This window comes from Amycolatopsis sp. NPDC058278, assembly GCF_042881395.1.
Classification (GTDB): Bacteria; Actinomycetota; Actinomycetes; order Mycobacteriales; family Pseudonocardiaceae; genus Amycolatopsis.
This window is the reverse complement of record NZ_JBHVXZ010000056.1, coordinates 12,587-30,213: the sequence shown is the minus strand read 5'-3', so window position 1 is coordinate 30,213 and position 17,627 is coordinate 12,587. Positions and strand designations below refer to the sequence as shown.

Here is a 17,627-nt window from a genome sequence, read left to right as displayed (position 1 = left end):
AGTCCACTCAGGACTGTAAACATCCAGGACTGTATACATCACGGACAAAGGAGTCCTCGTGTCATTCAGGCAGCGAGCGGTCGTCCTCGCCGGCTTGGCCGCGGCCACCCTGGTTCCCGCACCGGCGGTGGCCGCGGCCGTCCGGGAAGCACTTCCCGCGCAGTGCTCGGGAAGCGCCCCGATCAAGTGCCACTTCGCCGTCGCCCCGGGGAACTACGACGTCACCGTCGGGCTCGGCAGCACCACCAGAGCGGCGAACACCTCGATGTCGGCGGAGGCACGACGGCAGGTCCTGACCGCTGTATCGACGAGCGCGGGCCAGGTCGTCCCCACGACGGTCACGGTCAACGTGCGCAACCCGGAGGGCCAGCCGACCGGCCAGGGCGGCACCGGCACCGCGGGCCTGGACCTCACGTTCGGCGGCAGTGCGCCCGCGATCGGCTCCCTGACCGTGACGGCGGCCCAGGCCCCGCTGGTGACCTACCTGGCCGGCGACTCGACCGTCTGCGACCAGCCGGTGGCGCCCTACACCGGCTGGGGCCAGGTGCTGCCCACCGCCGTCCGGAGCGGGGCCGTGGTCGCGAACTACGCGGACTCCGGCGAGAGCTCGGGCAGCTTCCTGGCCAACAGCGCGCTGTTCCCGCGGATGAAGCCGTTGATCAAGAGCAAGGACCTGGTCCTCATCCAGTTCGGGCACAACGACAAGCAGACGTCGGCGACGGCGTTCCGCGACAACCTCACCAAGCTGGTCGACGGCGTCCGGGAGCGCGGCGGGATCCCGGTCCTGGTGACACCGCCGGTGCGGCGGCTGTTCAGCGGCACCAAGCTGACCCCGACCGCCCTGCACGTCAACGGCGTGGGCGCCGACCTGCCCGCGATCATCCGGGCACTGGGCAAGAGCGCGAACGTCCCGGTGATCGACCTGACGGCCAAGAGCAAGGCCCTGGTCGAATCCCTCGGCCCGTCGGCGTCGCAGCAGATCTACCTCACCCAGGCCACCGACGGCGTCACCGACAACACGCACTTCTCGGTCTACGGCGCGACCCGGATGGCGGACCTGGTCGTCCAGGGCGTCCGCGAGCAGAACCTCTCGCTGGTCGCCTACCTGCGCTGACCCGATGCGGACGAGAAAGGGGCAGAGGATGCCGATCGGCACGAGGTCGCGGGCGGTCACGCTCGCGGTGGCGGTCGTGGCCGCGGTGAGCACGGCGGTGCACCCGGCTTCGGCCGCCACCGGCGACGGCTCGCCGTCGGACTCGAACATCCGGTACTTCGGGCGCTGGGACACCCGTTCGGCGGGTGCGTACGTGTCCGAATGGGCCGGGGCGTACGTGGTGGTCGGCTTCACCGGGACGACGGTGAAACTGCGCCAGCGCAACGCCGTCGACCTGTTCACCAGCATCGACGGCGGCGCCTGGGTGTCGCGGACGAACGTCCGCGGCACGCTGGACCTGACGCCGGCCCGGCTGCCGCAGGGCACGCACACGCTGCGGGTGTCCTACCGGCCCGTCGCCGGTTCTTACCACGGTGACGCGGTGTTCCAGGGCGTGGTCCTGGACTCCGGGGCCCGGACCGTGGTGCCGGCCGTGCCGTCGCGGATCATCGAGTTCGTCGGTGATTCGATCACGGTGGGCCAGCGGTCGTCGAAGCAGGCGCTGACCGCGTACGGCTGGCTGACCGGCGAGGAACTGGGCGCCGGGCACACCCAGATCGCCGTCGGCGGCGCCTGCCTGTACCCGGCCCCGGACGGGTGCCTCGGCATGCGGGACCGGTTCCTGAAGACCGGCCTGGCGACCGGCTCGCCGGACTGGGACTTCGCCCGTTACCAGGCCACCGACGTGGTGATCAACCTCGGCACCAACGACCTGTCGCACGGCGTCTCCGGTGCGCAGTTCCAGAGCGCGTACCTGACGCTGCTGCAACGGGTCCGCGCGAAGTACCCGAACGCGGCCATTTACGCGATGGAGAACTTCTACCGGCGCTACGCCACCGAGACGAAAGCCGCGGTGACGACCCGGAACAACGCCGGGGACAGCAAGGTCGAGTTCATCGACACCACGGGCTGGATCGACAAGGCCACCGACACCGCGGACGGCACCCACCCGAACGACGCCGGGCACCGGAAGATCGCGGACCGGCTCGTCGCCGTCCTCGGGTGATCCTCCGGCAAACACTGCAGAAATGAGGAGCCATGCGTAACTCGGTCAAGCGGCTGGTCCTCGCCGCCGCGGGGGTGCTGGTGGCGGGGCTGGTGCCCGTCCCGGCCGCGGTCGCGGCCACGCCCCAGGTCGACAAGCTGAACCGCGGGGTGGTCAGCGTCCACACCGCCCAGGGCAACACCGTCGGCTGGCGCCTGCTCGCCGACGACCCGGCCGGCGTGGCGTTCAACGTCTACCGCGACGGCACCAAGGTGACCACCGCCCCGGTCGGCGGCCCGACGAGCTTCGTGGACGCGGGCGCGCCGGCGGGGGCCCGGTACACCGTGCGCGCGGTGACCGGCGGGGTCGAGCGGGTGTCGGCCTTCGCCGCGGAGGATTCGCTGACGTTGACCAGCGGGGTCGCCGCGAGCACCCGGGACGTCCCGATCCAGCCGCCCGCCGGCGGCACGACCCCAGCGGGGGAGAGCTACACCTACACCGCGAACGACGCCAGTGCCGGTGACCTGGACGGCGACGGCCAGTACGAGCTCGTGCTGAAGTGGGATCCGACCAACTCCAAGGACAATTCGCAGTCCGGCTACACCGGCAACGTCTACGTCGACGCCTACCGGCTCGACGGCACCCGCCTCTGGCGGATCGACCTCGGGCGCAACATCCGCGCCGGCGCGCACTACACGCAGTTCCAGGTCTTCGACTACGACGGTGACGGCAAGGCCGAGGTCGCGATGAAGACCGCGGACGGCACCCGGTCGGGCACCGGCCAGGTCATCGGCAGCGCGAGCGCCGACTACCGCAACTCGAGCGGGTACGTCCTGTCCGGCCCGGAGTTCCTCACCGTGTTCAACGGGCAGACCGGCGCCGCGGTGTCCACGGTGAACTACGACCCGCCGCGCGGTACGGTGTCCTCCTGGGGTGACAGCTACGGCAACCGCGTCGACCGGTTCCTGGCCGGGACGGCCTACCTGGACGGCTCCCACCCGAGCCTGATCATGAGCCGCGGGTACTACACCCGGACCGTGATCGCGGCCTGGGACTTCCGCGGCGGCGCGCTGACCGAGCGGTGGAAGTTCGACTCGAACTCGGCCGGGTCGCAGTACGCCGGCCAGGGCGACCACCAGCTGGCCATCGCGGACGCCGACGGCGACGGCCGTGACGAGATCGTCTTCGGCGCCATGGCGATCGACGACAACGGCAGTCCACTGTGGAACACCCGCAACGGCCACGGCGACGCCATGCACGTCGGCGACCTGATCCCGAGCCGCGCGGGCCTGGAAGAGTTCAAAGTGGACGAAGACAAGTCCAAGCCCGCCGCCTGGATGGCCGACGCGAAGACCGGGCAGATCATCTGGCAGAACGCCTCCTGCAACTGCGACAACGGCCGCGGCGTCTCGGACGACATCTACGCCGGCAGCCCCGGCGCCGAGTCGTGGTCGTCCGCGGTGTCCGGGCTGCTGAACACCAGCGGCCAGAACATCGGGCGCAAGCCGTCGTCGACGAACTTCGTCATCTACTGGGACGGTGACGCCCAGCGCGAGCTGCTGGACGGCACCCACATCGACAAGTACGGCACCGGCGGCGACACCCGGCTGCTGACCGGCTCCGGCGTGCACGCGAACAACGGCACCAAGAACACGCCGTCGCTGCAGGCCGACCTGTTCGGCGACTGGCGCGAAGAGGTCGTCTGGCCGACCTCGGACAACCGGGCGCTGCGGATCTACTCGACCACGGACCCGACGAGCATCTCGCACGTGTCCCTGATGCAGGACCGGCAGTACCGGGAGGCCGTGGCGTGGCAGAACACGGCGTACAACCAGCCGCCGCACCCGAGTTTCGCCCTGGCCCGGTGATGGCGGTGTCGACGTTGCGGAAAGCCGCCGCCGGGGTGCTGGCGCTCGTGCTCGCGCCGCTCACCGTCGTGTCCGGCACCGCCGACGCGGGGACCGCCGCGGTGAACCGGTACCGGACGGTCGCTGACTTCGACGCCGGCTGGCTGTTCAACTACGGTGACGCCAGTGGTGCCGGCGGTGCTTCGTACAACGACGGTGGCTGGCGCAAGCTCAGCGTGCCGCACGACTGGAGCATCGAGGGCCGCAACCCGCCGGCGAACCCGTTCTCGCAGTCGGCACCGAGCACCGGCCGCGGCGGGTACCTGCCCTCGGGCATCGGCTGGTACCGCAAGCACTTCTCGCTGGCCGGGGTGCCCGCCGGGCGCCGGGTGTCGCTGGAGTTCGACGGCGTGATGGCCAACGCGAGCGTGTACGTCAACGGCACGCTCATCGGCACCCACCCGTACGGGTACACCGGTTTCCGCTACGACATCACGGCGGCGGCAAAGCTTGGCGGCGACAACGTGGTCGCCGTCAAGACCGACACGACGTCGCAACCGGCGTCGCGCTACTACACCGGTGCCGGGATCTACCGTGACGTCCGGCTGATCGCGACCGATCCGGTGCACATCGGCCAGTGGGCCACCCGCGTCACCACGCCGGACAACAACACCGTGCACGCGGAAACCACGGTGGTCAACCAAGGGGGCGCCGCGGCGAGCGTCAGTGTCCAGGGCGTGCTCAGCGACCCGGGCGGGGCCGCGCTGCCCGCCGTGACGACGGCGGCCAAGACCATCGCCGCCGGGGCGTCGGCCACCTTCGCCTACGACGTGCCGGTGAGCAACCCGAAGCTGTGGGACCTGGCGAACCCGAACCTGTACTCGCTGGCCACCACCGTCCTCGTGGGCGGCACCGCGGTGGACGACGACATCACGTCCGTCGGCATCCGCACGCTGGCGTTCAGCCCCTCGAGCGGGATGAGCCTCAACGGCAAGACCGTGAAGTTCCAGGGGGTCGCGCTGCACCAGGACCTCCACGGGCTCGGGATGGCCGCCCCGCAGCGGGCCGTGCAGCGGCGGCTCGCGCAGCTGAAGGCGCTCGGGGTGAACGCGATCCGCACCGCGCACGACCCGCCGAGCCCGGCGTTCCTCGAGCTGACCGACCGGATGGGGTTCCTGGTCCTCGACGAGTTCTTCGACGTCTGGACCCAGCACAAGTACTCCGACCTCGGCGACTACGCGACGTACTTCAACCGGACGGCGTCGTCGCCGACCGGGACGCCCGCGGTGCCCGGCGCGAGCGGCTCGGTGCCCTGGTCCATCCATGCCCCCGCCGCCACCCTCAACGGAAGCGCTTCGCGCCGCAGTGCCTATTACGAGGTGGACGCGACCAGCGTGGTCATGCGCGACCGCAACCACCCCAGCGTGGCGATGTGGAGCACCGGCAACGAGATCCGCGACCCGATCGCGACCCGGACGCCGCTGCTGACCCGGATGGTCGCCATCGCGCACAGCTTGGACCCCGGCCGTCCGGTCACCCAAGCGCTGTTCCGGCCGAGTGACAGCGGCGACGTCACCGGGGCCACCCGGACCATCGTGGATGTCTTCGGCGGCAACTACCGCCCCGACGAGGTCATCCAGGCCGCGAAGACGTCTCCGGCGCGGGCCGGGCTCTTCACCGAGATGGGCACCGACACCTCCGCGTGGACGACCGTCCGCAACAACGCCGTGGTCACCGGCCTGTTCCTGTGGACCGGTGTGGCGTACCTCGGGGAGGCCGACGGGCTGTGGCCGCGGGCAGAGCCGGACTTCGGCCTGCTGGACGGCGTGGGCACGGTCCGGCCGATCGGGTATTCGTGGCAGCGCACGTGGGGTGCGCCCACGACGTCACCACCGGCGACCGGCACCACGGCGAACCGCGTGCTGCTGTCGCCGGACCACAGCACCGTGTCCACGGACGTCGACGACGTCTCGTACGTCAAAGCCACCGTGGCCGACGCTTCCGGCCGCGTGGTGACCGGCTCTTCCGCCCCGATCACGTTCAGCGTCAGCGGGCCGGGCGAGCTGGTGGCGGTCGACAGCGGGAGCCCGGTGCAGGAAACCTTCCGCGGCCCGGTGCGGAAGGCCTACCAGGGTGTCGCGTACGGCCTGGTACGGGCCACCGGCGCGGGCACCATCACGGTGACCGCGAGCTCCGCCGGGCTGACGCTCGGCACGACCACGCTGACCGGCACCACGGCACCGTTCGTGCCGTGTTCCGGCAGCTGCAACTGAAGAAGCCTGGAGTGTGCATGAAAACCGTTGTCCCCCTCGTGTTCTGCGCGGTCGCGGTGACCGCCGCCGCGCTCGTCGGTACCCCGGTCGCGGCGAGCAGCCCGGCGGCCGGGAAGACCTACTACGTCGCCCCGGCGGGCAGTGACAGCGCCGCCGGGACCCAGGCCGCGCCCTGGGCGTCGGTCGCGCACGCGCAGGCCGTCGCGCAGGCCGGCGACACGGTGTACCTCCGGGGTGGCACCTACGCCTACTCCCGGGCGAACAAGGCCTGCGCGAGCCAGACCGACCGGGTGGACGCGATCACGCTGAACAAGAGCGGCACTTCCGGTAGCCCGATCCGCTACTGGGCCTATCCCGGCGAAACGCCCGTCTTCGACTTCTCCCGGGTCGGCGACGACTGCCGGATCAAGGGCTTCGACGTCACCGGCAACTACATCCACCTCAAGGGGCTGGAAGTCAAGGGCGTGCCCCAGAACAACAACCTCAACCACGAGTCGTGGGGCATCTGGATCTCCGGGAGCGACAACACCTTCGAAGCGCTCGACCTGCACAACAACATGGGACCCGGGCTGTTCATCCAGGACGGCGGCGGCAACCTCGTCCTCAACTCCGATTCCCACGACAACTACGACCCGCGCACCTCGAACGGCGCGGGCGAAAGCGCCGACGGGTTCGGCGCGCACATCTCCGCCGGTCACCCGGGCAACGTCTTCCGCGGCTGCCGCGCGTGGTGGAACTCCGACGACGGGTTCGACCTGATCAACGCGTTCTCGTCGGTGACCATCGAGAACTCGTGGGCCTGGCGCAACGGCTACCTGCCGCAGACCACGACGTCATCCGGCAACGGCAACGGCTTCAAGATGGGCGGCTACGGCGGGAAGTACGTCGCCAACGGCGTCAAGCACTTCCTTCGCGGCTCCGTGGCGTTCAACAACAAGGCGGCGGGCGTCTACGCCAACCACCACACGCTGGCCAACGACTACTTCAACAACACCAGCTACAACAACCACCCCGACTACAACATGCTCGGCATCACCTCGAGCGGTGCCGCCACCGGGCTGGGCAACCTCCGGAACAACATCGCCTACGCGGGCACGTTGACGTCGAACATGTCGGGCACGAGCGCTTCGTACAACTCGTGGAACCTGGGCGGCACGCTGTCGGACGCGCAGTTCCGGAGTGTGTCGACGTCCGGCTGGGACGCGCGGCGCCAGGCCGACGGCAGCCTGCCGGTGCTGCCGAACCTCCACCTGGCGGCGGGCAGCTCGCTGATCGACAAGGGCACCAACGTCGGCCTGCCTTACCGCGGCAGCGCCCCTGATCTCGGCGCCTTCGAGTCCTGAACGGACGGATCGGTGGTGACCCCGCCCGGGTCACCACCGACCGGGACCCGCTTGGCCGGCGCGGTTTCCGGATTGTCGGTCATGGCTGAGCACCTTCGGCGAATACGCACTTTTCGACGATTTACGGAAAGCGCTTTCAATTGCTGCGTCGCCGACGCCCGCTCGACGACCCGATGGAGATCAACTAGGCTGGGTGGTGCTCTGGGGGACGGCGAGAACGAGGAGCGAGCGTGCCCACATTGACCGAATTGCCTCAGTGGACGATTCGGACCTCCGGTGACCAGGCCACCTTCACGCACGTTCCGGCCGGCCGTGGCCCCGCGGCACCCCGGGGGTGGGCCGGGCGCGGGCTGGCCCTGCGCGAGGAGGACCTCCCCGGCTTCGCCAAGGCGCTCGGCGAGGTGATGAAGCTGCCGACCTACTGGACCGCGCGGGCCCGGGCGGGCCGCTTGACCCTCGAAGGCGAGCCGGCCTGGTCGGAACCCCGGCACGAGCCGGCGGACGGCTACGTCTACGTCTCCGGGCCGTGCGAGCCGCCGCGGCCCGAGCCGGGCGGCTCGTTCACCGTGCACCTCGCCGACGTCCGCGCCCTGCGGGTGCGGATCGCCGCCTACCTGCACCAGCGGGAGCGGGGGTTCGCCGCCCGGCCGAGCGGGTAAGCGGGGGGCACCACGCGCCGCCGGCAGGACGGGGGAGACGACCATGGCCATCAGGCTGGGCAGCACGGTGATCAACTGCACCGACCTGGACACCATGACCCGCTTCTGGTGCGCGGCGCTGGGCCTCCGGCCGGCGTCCGAAGACGGCGGCTTCCGGCTGCTGCGCGGCCCGCACGTCAACCTGTCGCTGCAACGGTCCGCGACGCCGGCGTCGGCGCGGGACCAGATGCACCTCGACCTCTACGCGGACGACCTGGGGCACGAGGTCGACCGGCTCATCGGCTTGGGCGCACGGTTCGTACGCCACGTCGACGACGACCCGGCCGACGAGTGGGTCGTCCTCGCCGACCCGGAGGACAACCTGTTCTGCGTCTGCGTGAAACCGGTGGCCGAGGTCCGCGACCCCGCGGCGCGGGCGGGAGCACCGGGAGCCGGTCCGGCGGCGTAGTCTCGGCCCCGTGCCGATGCCGACCGAGCGGGACAGCGCGCGGTCTTCGCCCGCCCGCGACCACATGTGCCGGGGGGTACCGGCGCCGCGGCGGGTTCGTGGCCCGCGCGCAGAGGTTCCTGGCCGAGTGGACCACTACATGGCCGGCCACCCGATGTCCGCGATGTGCGGTTACGCCGAGCGGCACGCCACCACGGTGGTGCTGCGGACGCGGTTGTCCACGCCGGCCCGGCTCGTCGAGCTGCTGGACCTGACCGGCGTGCGCGTGGAGCGTGCCGCGTGAGCGCCGGCCAGGACCGGGGCTACGACCACGCCGCCGTCCACTACGACCGCGACGAGGATCTGCTCGCCGTCGCCGTGCCGTTCCTCGAGGGCGGGCTGGCCGCCGGCGAGCCGACGCTGGTGTCGCTGGAGCCGGAACGCGCCGAGCTGGTGCGCGGCGCCCTGCCACCGTCCGCGCGCGTGGAGTACCTGTCCACCCGCGACCTGTACGCGCGGCCGGCCGCGGCGATCAAGTCCTACCGCGAGCTGATGGCCGGGTTCGTCGCCGGCGGCGCGGCCGGGATCCGCATCTTCGGCGAGATCCCGCCGGCCGCGATCGACACGTCGTGGGACTGGTGGGCCCGCTACGAGTCGGCGGTCAACCACGCCTACGACGAGTTCCCGCTGCGCAGCATGTGCGCGTACGACATCCGCAAGACACCGCGGCACGTCCTCGACGACGTAGCCCGGACGCACCCGTTCGTGGCCACTCCCGGCGGCCACCGCACGAACACCGGCTACCTCGACCCGCTGTCCTTCTTGGCCGGCCCGCGGCCGATGGCGCCGCTCCCGATCGAACTCACCCCACCGCTGGCCGAGCTGGCCGACCCCCGACCCGCGGACGCGCGCCGCGCGGTCGTCGCCATCGCCCCGGTGGACCTGCCCGAGGAGGAGGTCGACGACCTCGTCCTCGCGGTGAGCGAGATCGTGGACAACGCCCTGCGCCACGGCCGCCCGCCGGTCCGGGTCCGGATCTGGGCGGGCGCGGGGCAGATGGTCGTCTCGGTGCACGACGCTGGCGAAGGGCCGGCCGACCCGTTCGCCGGGCTGCTGCCGGCGGCCCGCAGCATCGGCGGCCGCGGCTTGTGGATCGCCCACCAGATCTGCAGCCAGGTGACGTTGCACCGCGACGAAACCGGCTTCACGGCCCGCCTCACGGCGGGCCGCCCCTGGTAGCGCGCGGTTCCGGCTCCCTGAAACCGCTCCGCGACGGCGCACTCACCGCCGCCGCGGCTCGGCAACCGGACAGGGACCTCCGGCCGCTCAGGCGCAGCGGGGCTGTCCCGGGCAACTGCGCAGCAGCTTGACCACCGGCGCGGCCGGCACCGTCCCGTCCGGCCCCGGCATTCCCAGCGGCCACGCAATGGCCAGTGCGACCGCCGAAGAATTGTTGCGGTAGTTCGTCTCCAGCAGCGTCTGGTCGGCGTTGACCGTGTTCACCAGGTCGTACGTGCCCGTCGGGACGTGGGTGATGTCCAGCCACTGGAAGTCCACCGGGTACTTGTAGTCGTCGCCCGCGCCGACCGAAATCCCCTCGAGTACCTCGAGCGCGGTGGGCTCGTGGTGGCGGCACATGTTGCCGCGCAGCGTTTTGGCGAGGGCGGCGTCGGCTCCCGTGTCACCCGGCACGTTCCTCAGCTCGCCGATGTCGTGCACCCGGAACCGGTCGCCGAGGCAGAAGCCGTTCTTGCGGTCGGTGACCACCGTGTTGCCCTGCGGGGAAACCAGCGCGAAGCGCTCGAAGTTCATCAGGTGCCAGTGCTGGTGGGCGAGGGCCGGCTCGTAGTACGTGAAGGCCCCGGTGGCGCGCTGCGCCGCCCCGTAGCTGTCCGGGATCGAGCCGTCCGTGCCGTTGCGCAGTGCCTGCCGGACCGTCATGGTCTCCTGCTTGGTGCTGTCGCGGCGCCCGTACAGCAGCAGTGGCCCGTCGCCGACGTTCTCTTCCGCGCTGGTGAACCGCAGCCGGACGGCCTTCGCCACCGACGGCGCGACGCAGCGGCCGTTGGGGGCGGCCGGGTCGATCACCGGGCACACGTCCCAGGCGGTGCACAGCGGGAGTTCGCCGGAACTGCCGCCGGCGCACCCCGGCACGGCCTGGCGGAGGTCGGGGAGCAGGAGGTTCGGCGCGGCGTCGGCACGGGGAGCGGAGGCGGAAACGGTGGCCGAAAGGGCCACGAGCGCCAGTACCACGAATTTCTTGAGCAAGAGCGGGCCGTCCTGTCCGGTATTCCGATCGGCCCCATCCTAGGGCGTCCGCATTTCCCCGGTGCCACCCCGCGTCGTCACACGATGGAATGAGTTGTGTCCGGTTTCGCGGTTCCGGTGAGTAGCGTGCGGCGAACTCACCCCCCGAAAGGATCGCACCGCATGTCGACGACCACCGCAGATTTCCGTGAAGTCACCGGGAGTTCCCCGGCGGCGCAGCCCACCGGAACCGGGGGAATCACGCTGGTCTGCGGCACGCGGCCGGAACTGATCAAGCTCGCCCCGCTGATGCGGGTGTTCGGCGGCGAGTGCGCCGTCGTCTACACGGGACAGCACTACGACCGCTCGCTGTACTCGCGCATCCGCGCGGACCTGCCGCCGTCCGACCGGTTCCACGAACTCGGCGTGGGCGCCGGCCGCCGCGGCGGCCAGCTCGGCCGGACGGTCAGCGCGGTCGACGAGGTACTGGCGGACCGGCCCGGGCGGGCGGTGGTCGTCCAGGGCGACACGACGTCGGCGCTCGCCGGTGCGCTGGCGGCCAACGCGCACGATCTGCCGCTGGTGCACGTCGAAGCCGGGCTGCGCAGCCACGACCGGGCGATGCCCGAGGAGCACAACCGCGTCCTGATCGACCACCTCGCCGACCTGTGCTGCGCGCCGACCGAGCTCAACCGCGCCCACCTGCTGGCGGAAAACGTCCCGGACGAACGGATCACGGTCACCGGCAACACCGTCGTCGAAGCGCTGCAGGCCGCGCTCCCGGCCACCGACGACCGGCGGGCGGTGCTGGCGGCGCGCGGGCTGGAGCGCGACCGGTTCGTGCTGGCCACGATCCACCGCCCGGAGAACGTCGACGACGCCGGGCGGCTGGGGACGATCCTGCGCGAGCTGGGCCGCCTGCCGCTGCCGGTCGTGTTCCCGCTGCACCCGCGCACGGCCAAGAGCGTCGAGCGGTTCGGCCTGCGGCACCTGCTCGGCCCGCTCGTCGAGCTGGAACCCCAGGCCTATCCGGCGTTCCTCGCGCTGGCCGCGGAAGCGGCGGTGCTCGTCTCGGATTCCGGTGGCATCCAAGAGGAAGCGAGTGTCCTCAAGCGACCGGTGGTCGTGGTCCGGCGCAGCACGGAGCGCCCCGAGATCGCCGGAACGTTCGGCACGCGGGTGCTCCCCGGCCCGGCGATCGGCACGGAGGTGGCGCGGTGGCTCGACGGCGTGGCCGGCCACCGCGAGCGCCTCCGCCACCTCCCGTCACCGTACGGCGACGGGTCCGCCTCCGCCCGAATCGTGACGGCGCTGGGCGCGTTGCTCGATCAGCGGGCCGGTTCGGTGACCGCGGGCTGACCCGCCAGCGCCGCGACGACGTCGTTCGCCAAGGCGACGCTCGAGTTCCAGCTCGTCACGTCCGGGTAGACGTGGGCGGTGGTGGCCAGCAGGAGGCCGGTGCCGTCCACGGTCACCGGCGGGCGCCGGGCCAGGTACCCCAGCGGGTACACCGGTTCCACGAAGGGCGCCTTGAACACCCGCACCTCCTCGATGCCGTCGGTGCCGAGCTCCGGGTACAGGCCGCGCAGCTGCGCGGACCAGCGGGCGGCGATCGCGGTGTCGTCGTCGAGGTACAGCTGCGAGTCGCGGTCGGTGTAGTGCATGACGTACACGAGGTGGCGACCGTCGTGGGGGCCGGCGAGCGCGGACATGGCGACGACCCCGTCGAACTCCGTGCCCGAGTGCAGCACCGGCGTCCAGTAGTGCTCGGTGACCGGCTGCCGGAGGAAGAACACGCCGGTGACCACGCCCTGGTAGGGCAGGTCGGTCGTGGGCAGCCGGGCGGCGAGCGCTTCGTCGGCGATGCGCCGCAGCAGCGGCAGCGGCACGGTCGAGATCACGTGATCGGCGTCCAGGACCTCGCCGCCGGTCAGCGTGAGGACCGAACGGCCGCCGGTGCTGTGCAGCCGCCGGACGGGCGCCGAGGTGCGCACCACTCCGCCGGCCCGCTCGATCGACGCCCGCAGCGCGTCGATGATCGTCTTGTACCCGCCGTCCGGGTAGCCACGGGTGGCGACGTTGCGCTCGCGGCCGAGCCGCTGCCACAGGTACAACGCCGGAACGTCCCCGAAGGACGGTCCGAACTTCGAGCCGAACATCGGCGCGAAGAGCCGCTCCCAGACGACGTCGCCGTAGAGCCCCCGCAGCCAGTCCTCGGTGCGCAGCGTGTCGAGGTCGCGGTCCCGCCCCAACCGGCGCAGCAGCAGCGAAACCACGCCGAAGCGCACGCGGTCGTGCAGGCGCAGCGGGGAGAAGCGGAGCAGGTCGAGCGGGGAGTTGAACGGGTGGCGGCGGCCGTCGACGACCATGCCCATCGTCGTTTCGCGCCACCGCACGGCGTCCCGCAGGCCCAGCTCGCCCAGCAGCGCCAGCAGGCTCGCGTCGGAAGGCATGATGCAGTGGTAGAAGCGCTCGACCCACTGGTCGCCGTGGGCGAAGAAGGTGCCGAGGCCGCCGAGCTGATCGCTGCTTTCGAGCAGGGTCACGCGGGTGCCGCGGAGGGCGAGGCGGTGGGCGGCGGCGAGGCCGCAGATGCCGCCGCCGATCACGGCGACGTGCGCGGAGTCGGGAGGGGTCACCGGGTCACAGCTTCCGGTAGGGCGCCGGGCTCAGCCGGTCGCGCGCGAGCAGTTTCAGGTATTGCACGACGGTCCGCCGCAGCTTCAGCTTGCTGGGTCCCTGCTTGCGGTCGTACCGCAGGGCCAGCGGAACCTCGGTGATCACCGGGCGGCAGTGGCGCAGCTTGAGCAGCAGCTCCACCATGCAGGCGAAGCCCTGCTCCTCGATGAGCCGCTCGCCCCAGTGGGCGGAGGCGCGGGCCAGCAGCGACGCCCGGTAGGCGCGGTAGCCGCTGGTGAAGTCCCGGACGCCGTCGACGTCGAGGGTGCGGTGGAACAGCTGCGCCGCGCCGCGGGACAGCAGCCGCCGCCCGAACGGGGCGGTCCGGTCGTCGCCGCCCGGGACGAACCGGGAGCAGATGGCGACGTCCGCGCCGGCGGTGATCTCCGCCTGCAGCGCGCGGATCAGCGCCGGGTCGTGCGTGTCGTCGGCGTCCATCACGACGACGACGTCGTCGGGACCGGCTTCCTCCAGCGCCGCCCGCAGCCCCGACTGCACCGCGCGGCCGAGCCCGAGGTTCACCAGGTGCCGCACGACGCGGACGTCGAGCCCGCCGTAGCCCGCCCCGGCCACGGCGACCGTGGCGTCGGCGGAACCGTCGTCGACGACCCAGACGGTGACCTGCTCGGTGCGGGCCACGTCGGCGAGCCGGCGCAGCAGCGGCGGCAGGGACGCTTCTTCGTTGAACGCGGGCAGCACGACGTGCGCCCGTCCGCCGGTCCGTCCCCCGGTGGGATCCGCTCCAGTGCGGTCCGGTTCGGACAGTGTGGCCAGGGTGGTTTCTTCGCGCGCCACGGTTCCCCTCGTCTGGTTTGTCTTCGTTTTTGCCCGTCACCCGTCCGGACTCGGGTTTGGTGCGGCCGTCCAGTCCTATTCGGCTATGTTGTGTGGTTTCTTTAGTGGCCCCGGAAATCCCTCGGAAGGATGCGCGTCATCAGAACTACGTGGTGTTTCCGGAAATCACCGGATCGGGTCTGCTGGACGCCCCGATCGAGTGCATTTCCCGACGTTTGCGGAAAAATTCACTCGATCGTGCCGGTGTTGCCTCGAATGGCTGAGTCGTGAAGAAAGCGAGAATGGAACCCTCATGTCAAGTAGAGGTCGAGACCGGTGACTGAACTCAGGGACACGGTCGTCACCGAAGCGGTGCCGGCCCAGCGGCGGGTCCGGCCGGGCGACCGGCCGCGGGACGCCGTCCGCGCCCGTCCGCTGCTCGCCAGGGTCAACGCCGTGGCCGTGCTGCTCGTCGTCGTCGACGGCGCCGCCTGGCTGACCGCGGTGCTGCGGACCGGGCCCGGCCCGGTGTGCGCCGCGGTGACCGCCGCGGCCCTCGCGGGAGCCCGGGTGGCCGCCCGCGTCCACCGCCGCCGCCTCTGGCTCTCCTGGCTGCAGGACCTGCCGCGTTCGGTCACCGCCACCGCGCTGGCGTTCGCGCTCGTCACCGGCTTCGGGCTGGTGGCCGGGATGGACGGCGACGAAACGGCGCGGATGCAGGAGGTGGTCCTCTGCTTCGCCGTGCTCAGCGAAGCGGTCCGGCCCGCGGTCTTCGCGTTCGGCCGGTGGGGCCGCCGTCGGCTGCGCCGCTGCGACCGGGCCGTCGTGGTGGGGTCCGGCCGGATCGGCGGCGAGCTGGTCCGCACCATGCTGGAGCACCCCGAGTTCGGGCTGCTGCCGGTCGGCGTCGCGGCGTCCGGCCCGGAACCGGTGCCTGACGGCCTGCCGGTCGAACGGATCGACGGCGACCTCACCGGGGCCATCGCACGGCTGCGCGCGGGCACGGTGATCCTCGCCCCCGCCGACGACCGCGACGGCGCGATCGTCGACGCCGCCATCACCGCCCACCGCCTCGGCTGCGTCACCCTGGTGCTGCCGCACCTGTTCGAGCTCTGCCCGGACGGGCCGGGCGTCGACCGGCTCCGCAGCTACCCGCTGGTGTGGCTGGGCGGCGCGCCGACCCGGCGGCCGAGCTGGTGGGTCAAGCGCGTCGTCGAAACGACGCTGGCCGCGGCCACGCTCGTCGTCCTCGCCCCGGTCATCGCGGTCTGCGCGCTCGCCGTCGCGGTGGAGAGCGGGTTCCCGGTCTTCTTCCGGCAGGTGCGCGTCGGGATGGACGGCGGCACGTTCGTGCTCTACAAGCTGCGCAGCGTGCGGCAGGCCGTCGTCGACGATTCGCAGACCCGCTGGTCGGTCGTGGGCGACCACCGGGTCGGCCCGGTGGGCCGCTTCCTGCGCCGGTCCTCTTTGGACGAGCTGCCGCAGCTGTGGAACGTCGTGCGCGGGGAGATGTCGCTGGTCGGCCCGAGGCCGGAGCGGCCGGTGTTCGTGCACGAGTTCTCCGCCGTCCACGACCTGTACTGGGCCCGGCACCGGGTGCCGACCGGGCTGACCGGCCTGGCGCAGGTGCACGGCCTGCGCGGCGACACCTCGATCGCGGACCGGGCGCGCTACGACAACTACTACATCGCGAACTGGTCGTTGTGGCTCGACGTCAAGATCATCATCCTCACGGTGGGAGAACTGCTGTGCCGAAGGCAACGCTGATGCGCCACCACCCGGTGGCGTGCTGGACGGCCGCGTTCGTGCTGCTGACCGGCTGCCTGGCCGGCTGCGTCGCCAGTTCGGCGCAGGAGATCGCGGCACCGCCGCCGAAGCCGCTCGCGCCCTGCGCGTGGTGGTACGGGATCGGCCGGCCGCCGACGTCGCCGGAGATCGAGCAGGCGGCCAAGCGCTACCAGGTCGTGGTGCTCAACGCCGACCAGGGGGCGGCCATGCGCCGCCTGCACCAGCTCAACCCGCGGGTGAAGGTGCTGGTGTACAAGGACTTGTCGAGCACGCGCAACTACCCGGGCGCGGTCGACGGCGGCCAGGACGCGATCTTCCTGCCGAGCGGGATCGGCTACGTCGCCGCCCAGGAGCACCATCCGGAGTGGTTCGCCCAGGACGTCAACGGGCGGCGGATCGAGTGGCAGGGGTACCCGCGGCACTGGCAGATGACCGTGTGGAGCCCGGACTACCAGCAGGCCTGGACCGACGCCGTCGTGGCGGAGGTGACCCGCGAAGGCTGGGACGGGGTGCTCGCGGACAACGACTTCAACTCACTGAGCCACTATTCGTCCGCGGTGCTCGCGGGCACGGCGAACGTCGCGGAGACCGACCGCAAGCTCCGCGACGGCCTCGACGCGTTCCTGTCCAAGGCCGGTGACGCCCTCACGAACGCGCAGAAGCTCATGGTGCCCAACGTGTCCGAGACGCACCTGGTGCCGGGCCGCTGGACCGCGCACTCCCGCTTCGGCGGCGCGATGGAGGAGAACTTCGGGTTCCGCGAGAACGGCGGCACCGGCGGCCTGCTGACCTTCCGCGGCAACGAGTTCCAGGAGCTGCGCGCCCAGGCCGCCCTCGGCGAGTCCCTGCTGCTGCTGGTGACGCGGACGCACAACGCGCGCGAGGAGCGGTCCGGCTACGCGAGCGCGGCCCTGCTCGCCGGCCCCCGCACGTGCTGGACCCGCGCGACCACCGACGACTACCGCGCGCCGGAGTGGTCGACGTTGCAGGATTCCGGGCTGGGCGAAGCGATCGACGCGGCGAGCCGGCTGGCCAACGGCGTCTGGACCCGGACGTTCACCCACGGCTGGGTCGCGGTCAACACAACGGCGTCCACCCAGACGGTGGAGCCCCCGGAGGGCCTGGTCGCCCCCGGCGCCCCCGCCCCCGCCCCGACCCCCACGCGAACCACCACCCCCACCCGGACCTCGCCACCCACCTCGGCTCCGACGTCGACCCCGCCCCCGCCCTCGCTCACCCTGCAGGCCGCGGACGCGGTCGTCCTGGTCGACCCGCAGCAACTCGTGAAACGCGGCACCTGGCGGATCACCCGCGACGAGTTCCGGATCGGTTTGCTCTGGGCAAGGTGACCAAACTCGTGTCGACCCCTCAATCACGCGAGTTCCGCCTTCAATCACGTGAGTTCCGTCCGGGATCACGCGAGTTCGGGCTCGGATCACGCGGAGCCCGGTG

15 protein-coding genes are annotated in these 17,627 nt (G+C 71.6%); 12 read left to right on the top strand and 3 right to left on the bottom strand.

Translation table 11 applies throughout. From position 1 onward, the window contains the following. Positions 1 to 58: 58 nt before the first annotated feature. The 9 genes from ACFVYA_RS27245 (at position 59) to ACFVYA_RS27205 (ending at position 9,926) form a co-directional block, all read left to right on the top strand. On the top strand, positions 59 to 1,114 hold the full coding sequence (locus ACFVYA_RS27245; RefSeq protein WP_387048954.1) for a rhamnogalacturonan acetylesterase: 1,056 nt from the start codon (positions 59 to 61) through the stop codon (positions 1,112 to 1,114). A gap of 28 nt (positions 1,115 to 1,142) precedes the next feature. Continuing rightward, positions 1,143 to 2,159, top strand: coding sequence for a GDSL-type esterase/lipase family protein (locus tag ACFVYA_RS27240; protein WP_387048952.1), 1,017 nt, complete (start codon positions 1,143 to 1,145; stop codon positions 2,157 to 2,159). 32 nt (positions 2,160 to 2,191) lie between these two features. Then, on the top strand, positions 2,192 to 4,006 hold the full coding sequence (locus ACFVYA_RS27235) for a rhamnogalacturonan lyase (protein ID WP_387048950.1): 1,815 nt from the start codon (positions 2,192 to 2,194) through the stop codon (positions 4,004 to 4,006). Continuing rightward, complete coding sequence (locus tag ACFVYA_RS27230; protein ID WP_387049005.1) at positions 4,006 to 6,258, top strand: glycoside hydrolase family 2 TIM barrel-domain containing protein; 2,253 nt, start codon at positions 4,006 to 4,008, stop codon at positions 6,256 to 6,258. The genes ACFVYA_RS27235 and ACFVYA_RS27230 overlap by 1 nt, the downstream gene beginning before the upstream one ends. Before the next feature lie 17 nt (positions 6,259 to 6,275). Further along, positions 6,276 to 7,601, top strand: coding sequence for a right-handed parallel beta-helix repeat-containing protein (locus ACFVYA_RS27225; protein WP_387048948.1), 1,326 nt, complete (start codon positions 6,276 to 6,278; stop codon positions 7,599 to 7,601). Between the two features lie 230 nt (positions 7,602 to 7,831). Continuing rightward, positions 7,832 to 8,260 (top strand): hypothetical protein, encoded by a 429-nt coding sequence (locus tag ACFVYA_RS27220; protein WP_387048947.1) that lies wholly within the window; start codon positions 7,832 to 7,834, stop codon positions 8,258 to 8,260. Between the two features lie 43 nt (positions 8,261 to 8,303). Beyond that, positions 8,304 to 8,708, top strand: coding sequence for a VOC family protein (locus ACFVYA_RS27215; protein WP_387048945.1), 405 nt, complete (start codon positions 8,304 to 8,306; stop codon positions 8,706 to 8,708). A gap of 127 nt (positions 8,709 to 8,835) precedes the next feature. Continuing rightward, positions 8,836 to 8,991 (top strand): hypothetical protein, encoded by a 156-nt coding sequence (locus tag ACFVYA_RS27210; protein WP_387048943.1) that lies wholly within the window; start codon positions 8,836 to 8,838, stop codon positions 8,989 to 8,991. Continuing rightward, the gene (locus ACFVYA_RS27205; protein WP_387048941.1) at positions 8,988 to 9,926 is read left to right on the top strand and encodes an anti-sigma factor RsbA family regulatory protein; all 939 of its coding nucleotides are present in this window, start codon (positions 8,988 to 8,990) and stop codon (positions 9,924 to 9,926) included. Before ACFVYA_RS27210 ends, ACFVYA_RS27205 begins: the two co-directional genes overlap by 4 nt. Before the next feature lie 87 nt (positions 9,927 to 10,013). Here the strand turns inward: ACFVYA_RS27205 and ACFVYA_RS27200 are convergent, their stop codons facing one another. After that, positions 10,014 to 10,955 carry a lysyl oxidase family protein gene (locus ACFVYA_RS27200; protein WP_387048939.1) on the bottom strand — a complete coding sequence of 314 codons (942 nt, stop codon included), beginning with the start codon at positions 10,953 to 10,955 and terminating at the stop codon, positions 10,014 to 10,016. Positions 10,956 to 11,117: 162 nt separating this feature from the next. Between ACFVYA_RS27200 and wecB the strand changes: the two genes are divergently transcribed. Further along, positions 11,118 to 12,293 (top strand): non-hydrolyzing UDP-N-acetylglucosamine 2-epimerase, encoded by a 1,176-nt coding sequence (gene wecB / locus ACFVYA_RS27195; protein ID WP_387048938.1) that lies wholly within the window; start codon positions 11,118 to 11,120, stop codon positions 12,291 to 12,293. On the opposite strand, the gene ACFVYA_RS27190 is transcribed toward wecB, so the two are convergent. Both ACFVYA_RS27190 and ACFVYA_RS27185 read right to left on the bottom strand, forming a co-directional pair. Then, positions 12,263 to 13,573, bottom strand: a complete 1,311-nt coding sequence (locus ACFVYA_RS27190; RefSeq protein WP_387048936.1) for an NAD(P)/FAD-dependent oxidoreductase — start codon at positions 13,571 to 13,573, stop codon at positions 12,263 to 12,265. The two genes, wecB and ACFVYA_RS27190, sit on opposite strands and share 31 nt — an antisense overlap. A 4-nt stretch (positions 13,574 to 13,577) precedes the next feature. Further along, complete coding sequence (locus ACFVYA_RS27185) at positions 13,578 to 14,408, bottom strand: glycosyltransferase (RefSeq protein WP_285985552.1); 831 nt, start codon at positions 14,406 to 14,408, stop codon at positions 13,578 to 13,580. 315 nt (positions 14,409 to 14,723) lie between these two features. Here ACFVYA_RS27185 and ACFVYA_RS27180 point away from each other — a divergent pair, with 315 nt between their 5' ends. Further along, entirely contained in the window at positions 14,724 to 16,154 is a 1,431-nt protein-coding gene (locus tag ACFVYA_RS27180) for an exopolysaccharide biosynthesis polyprenyl glycosylphosphotransferase (RefSeq protein WP_387048934.1), read from the top strand. Next, on the top strand, positions 16,136 to 17,524 hold the full coding sequence (locus ACFVYA_RS27175) for a putative glycoside hydrolase family 15 protein (RefSeq protein ID WP_387048933.1): 1,389 nt from the start codon (positions 16,136 to 16,138) through the stop codon (positions 17,522 to 17,524). The genes ACFVYA_RS27180 and ACFVYA_RS27175 overlap by 19 nt, the downstream gene beginning before the upstream one ends. Positions 17,525 to 17,627 lie beyond the last annotated feature (103 nt).

Excerpts from the sequence above, each read along its gene's own strand:
- ACFVYA_RS27240 (WP_387048952.1), top strand. The coding sequence starts at position 1,143 with ATGCCGATCGGCACGAGGTCGCGGGCGGTCACGCTCGCGGTGGCGGTC.
- ACFVYA_RS27235 (WP_387048950.1), top strand. The coding sequence starts at position 2,192 with ATGCGTAACTCGGTCAAGCGGCTGGTCCTCGCCGCCGCGGGGGTGCTG.
- ACFVYA_RS27230 (WP_387049005.1), top strand. The coding sequence starts at position 4,006 with ATGGCGGTGTCGACGTTGCGGAAAGCCGCCGCCGGGGTGCTGGCGCTC.
- ACFVYA_RS27225 (WP_387048948.1), top strand. The coding sequence starts at position 6,276 with ATGAAAACCGTTGTCCCCCTCGTGTTCTGCGCGGTCGCGGTGACCGCC.
- ACFVYA_RS27215 (WP_387048945.1), top strand. The coding sequence starts at position 8,304 with ATGGCCATCAGGCTGGGCAGCACGGTGATCAACTGCACCGACCTGGAC.
- wecB (WP_387048938.1), top strand. The coding sequence starts at position 11,118 with ATGTCGACGACCACCGCAGATTTCCGTGAAGTCACCGGGAGTTCCCCG.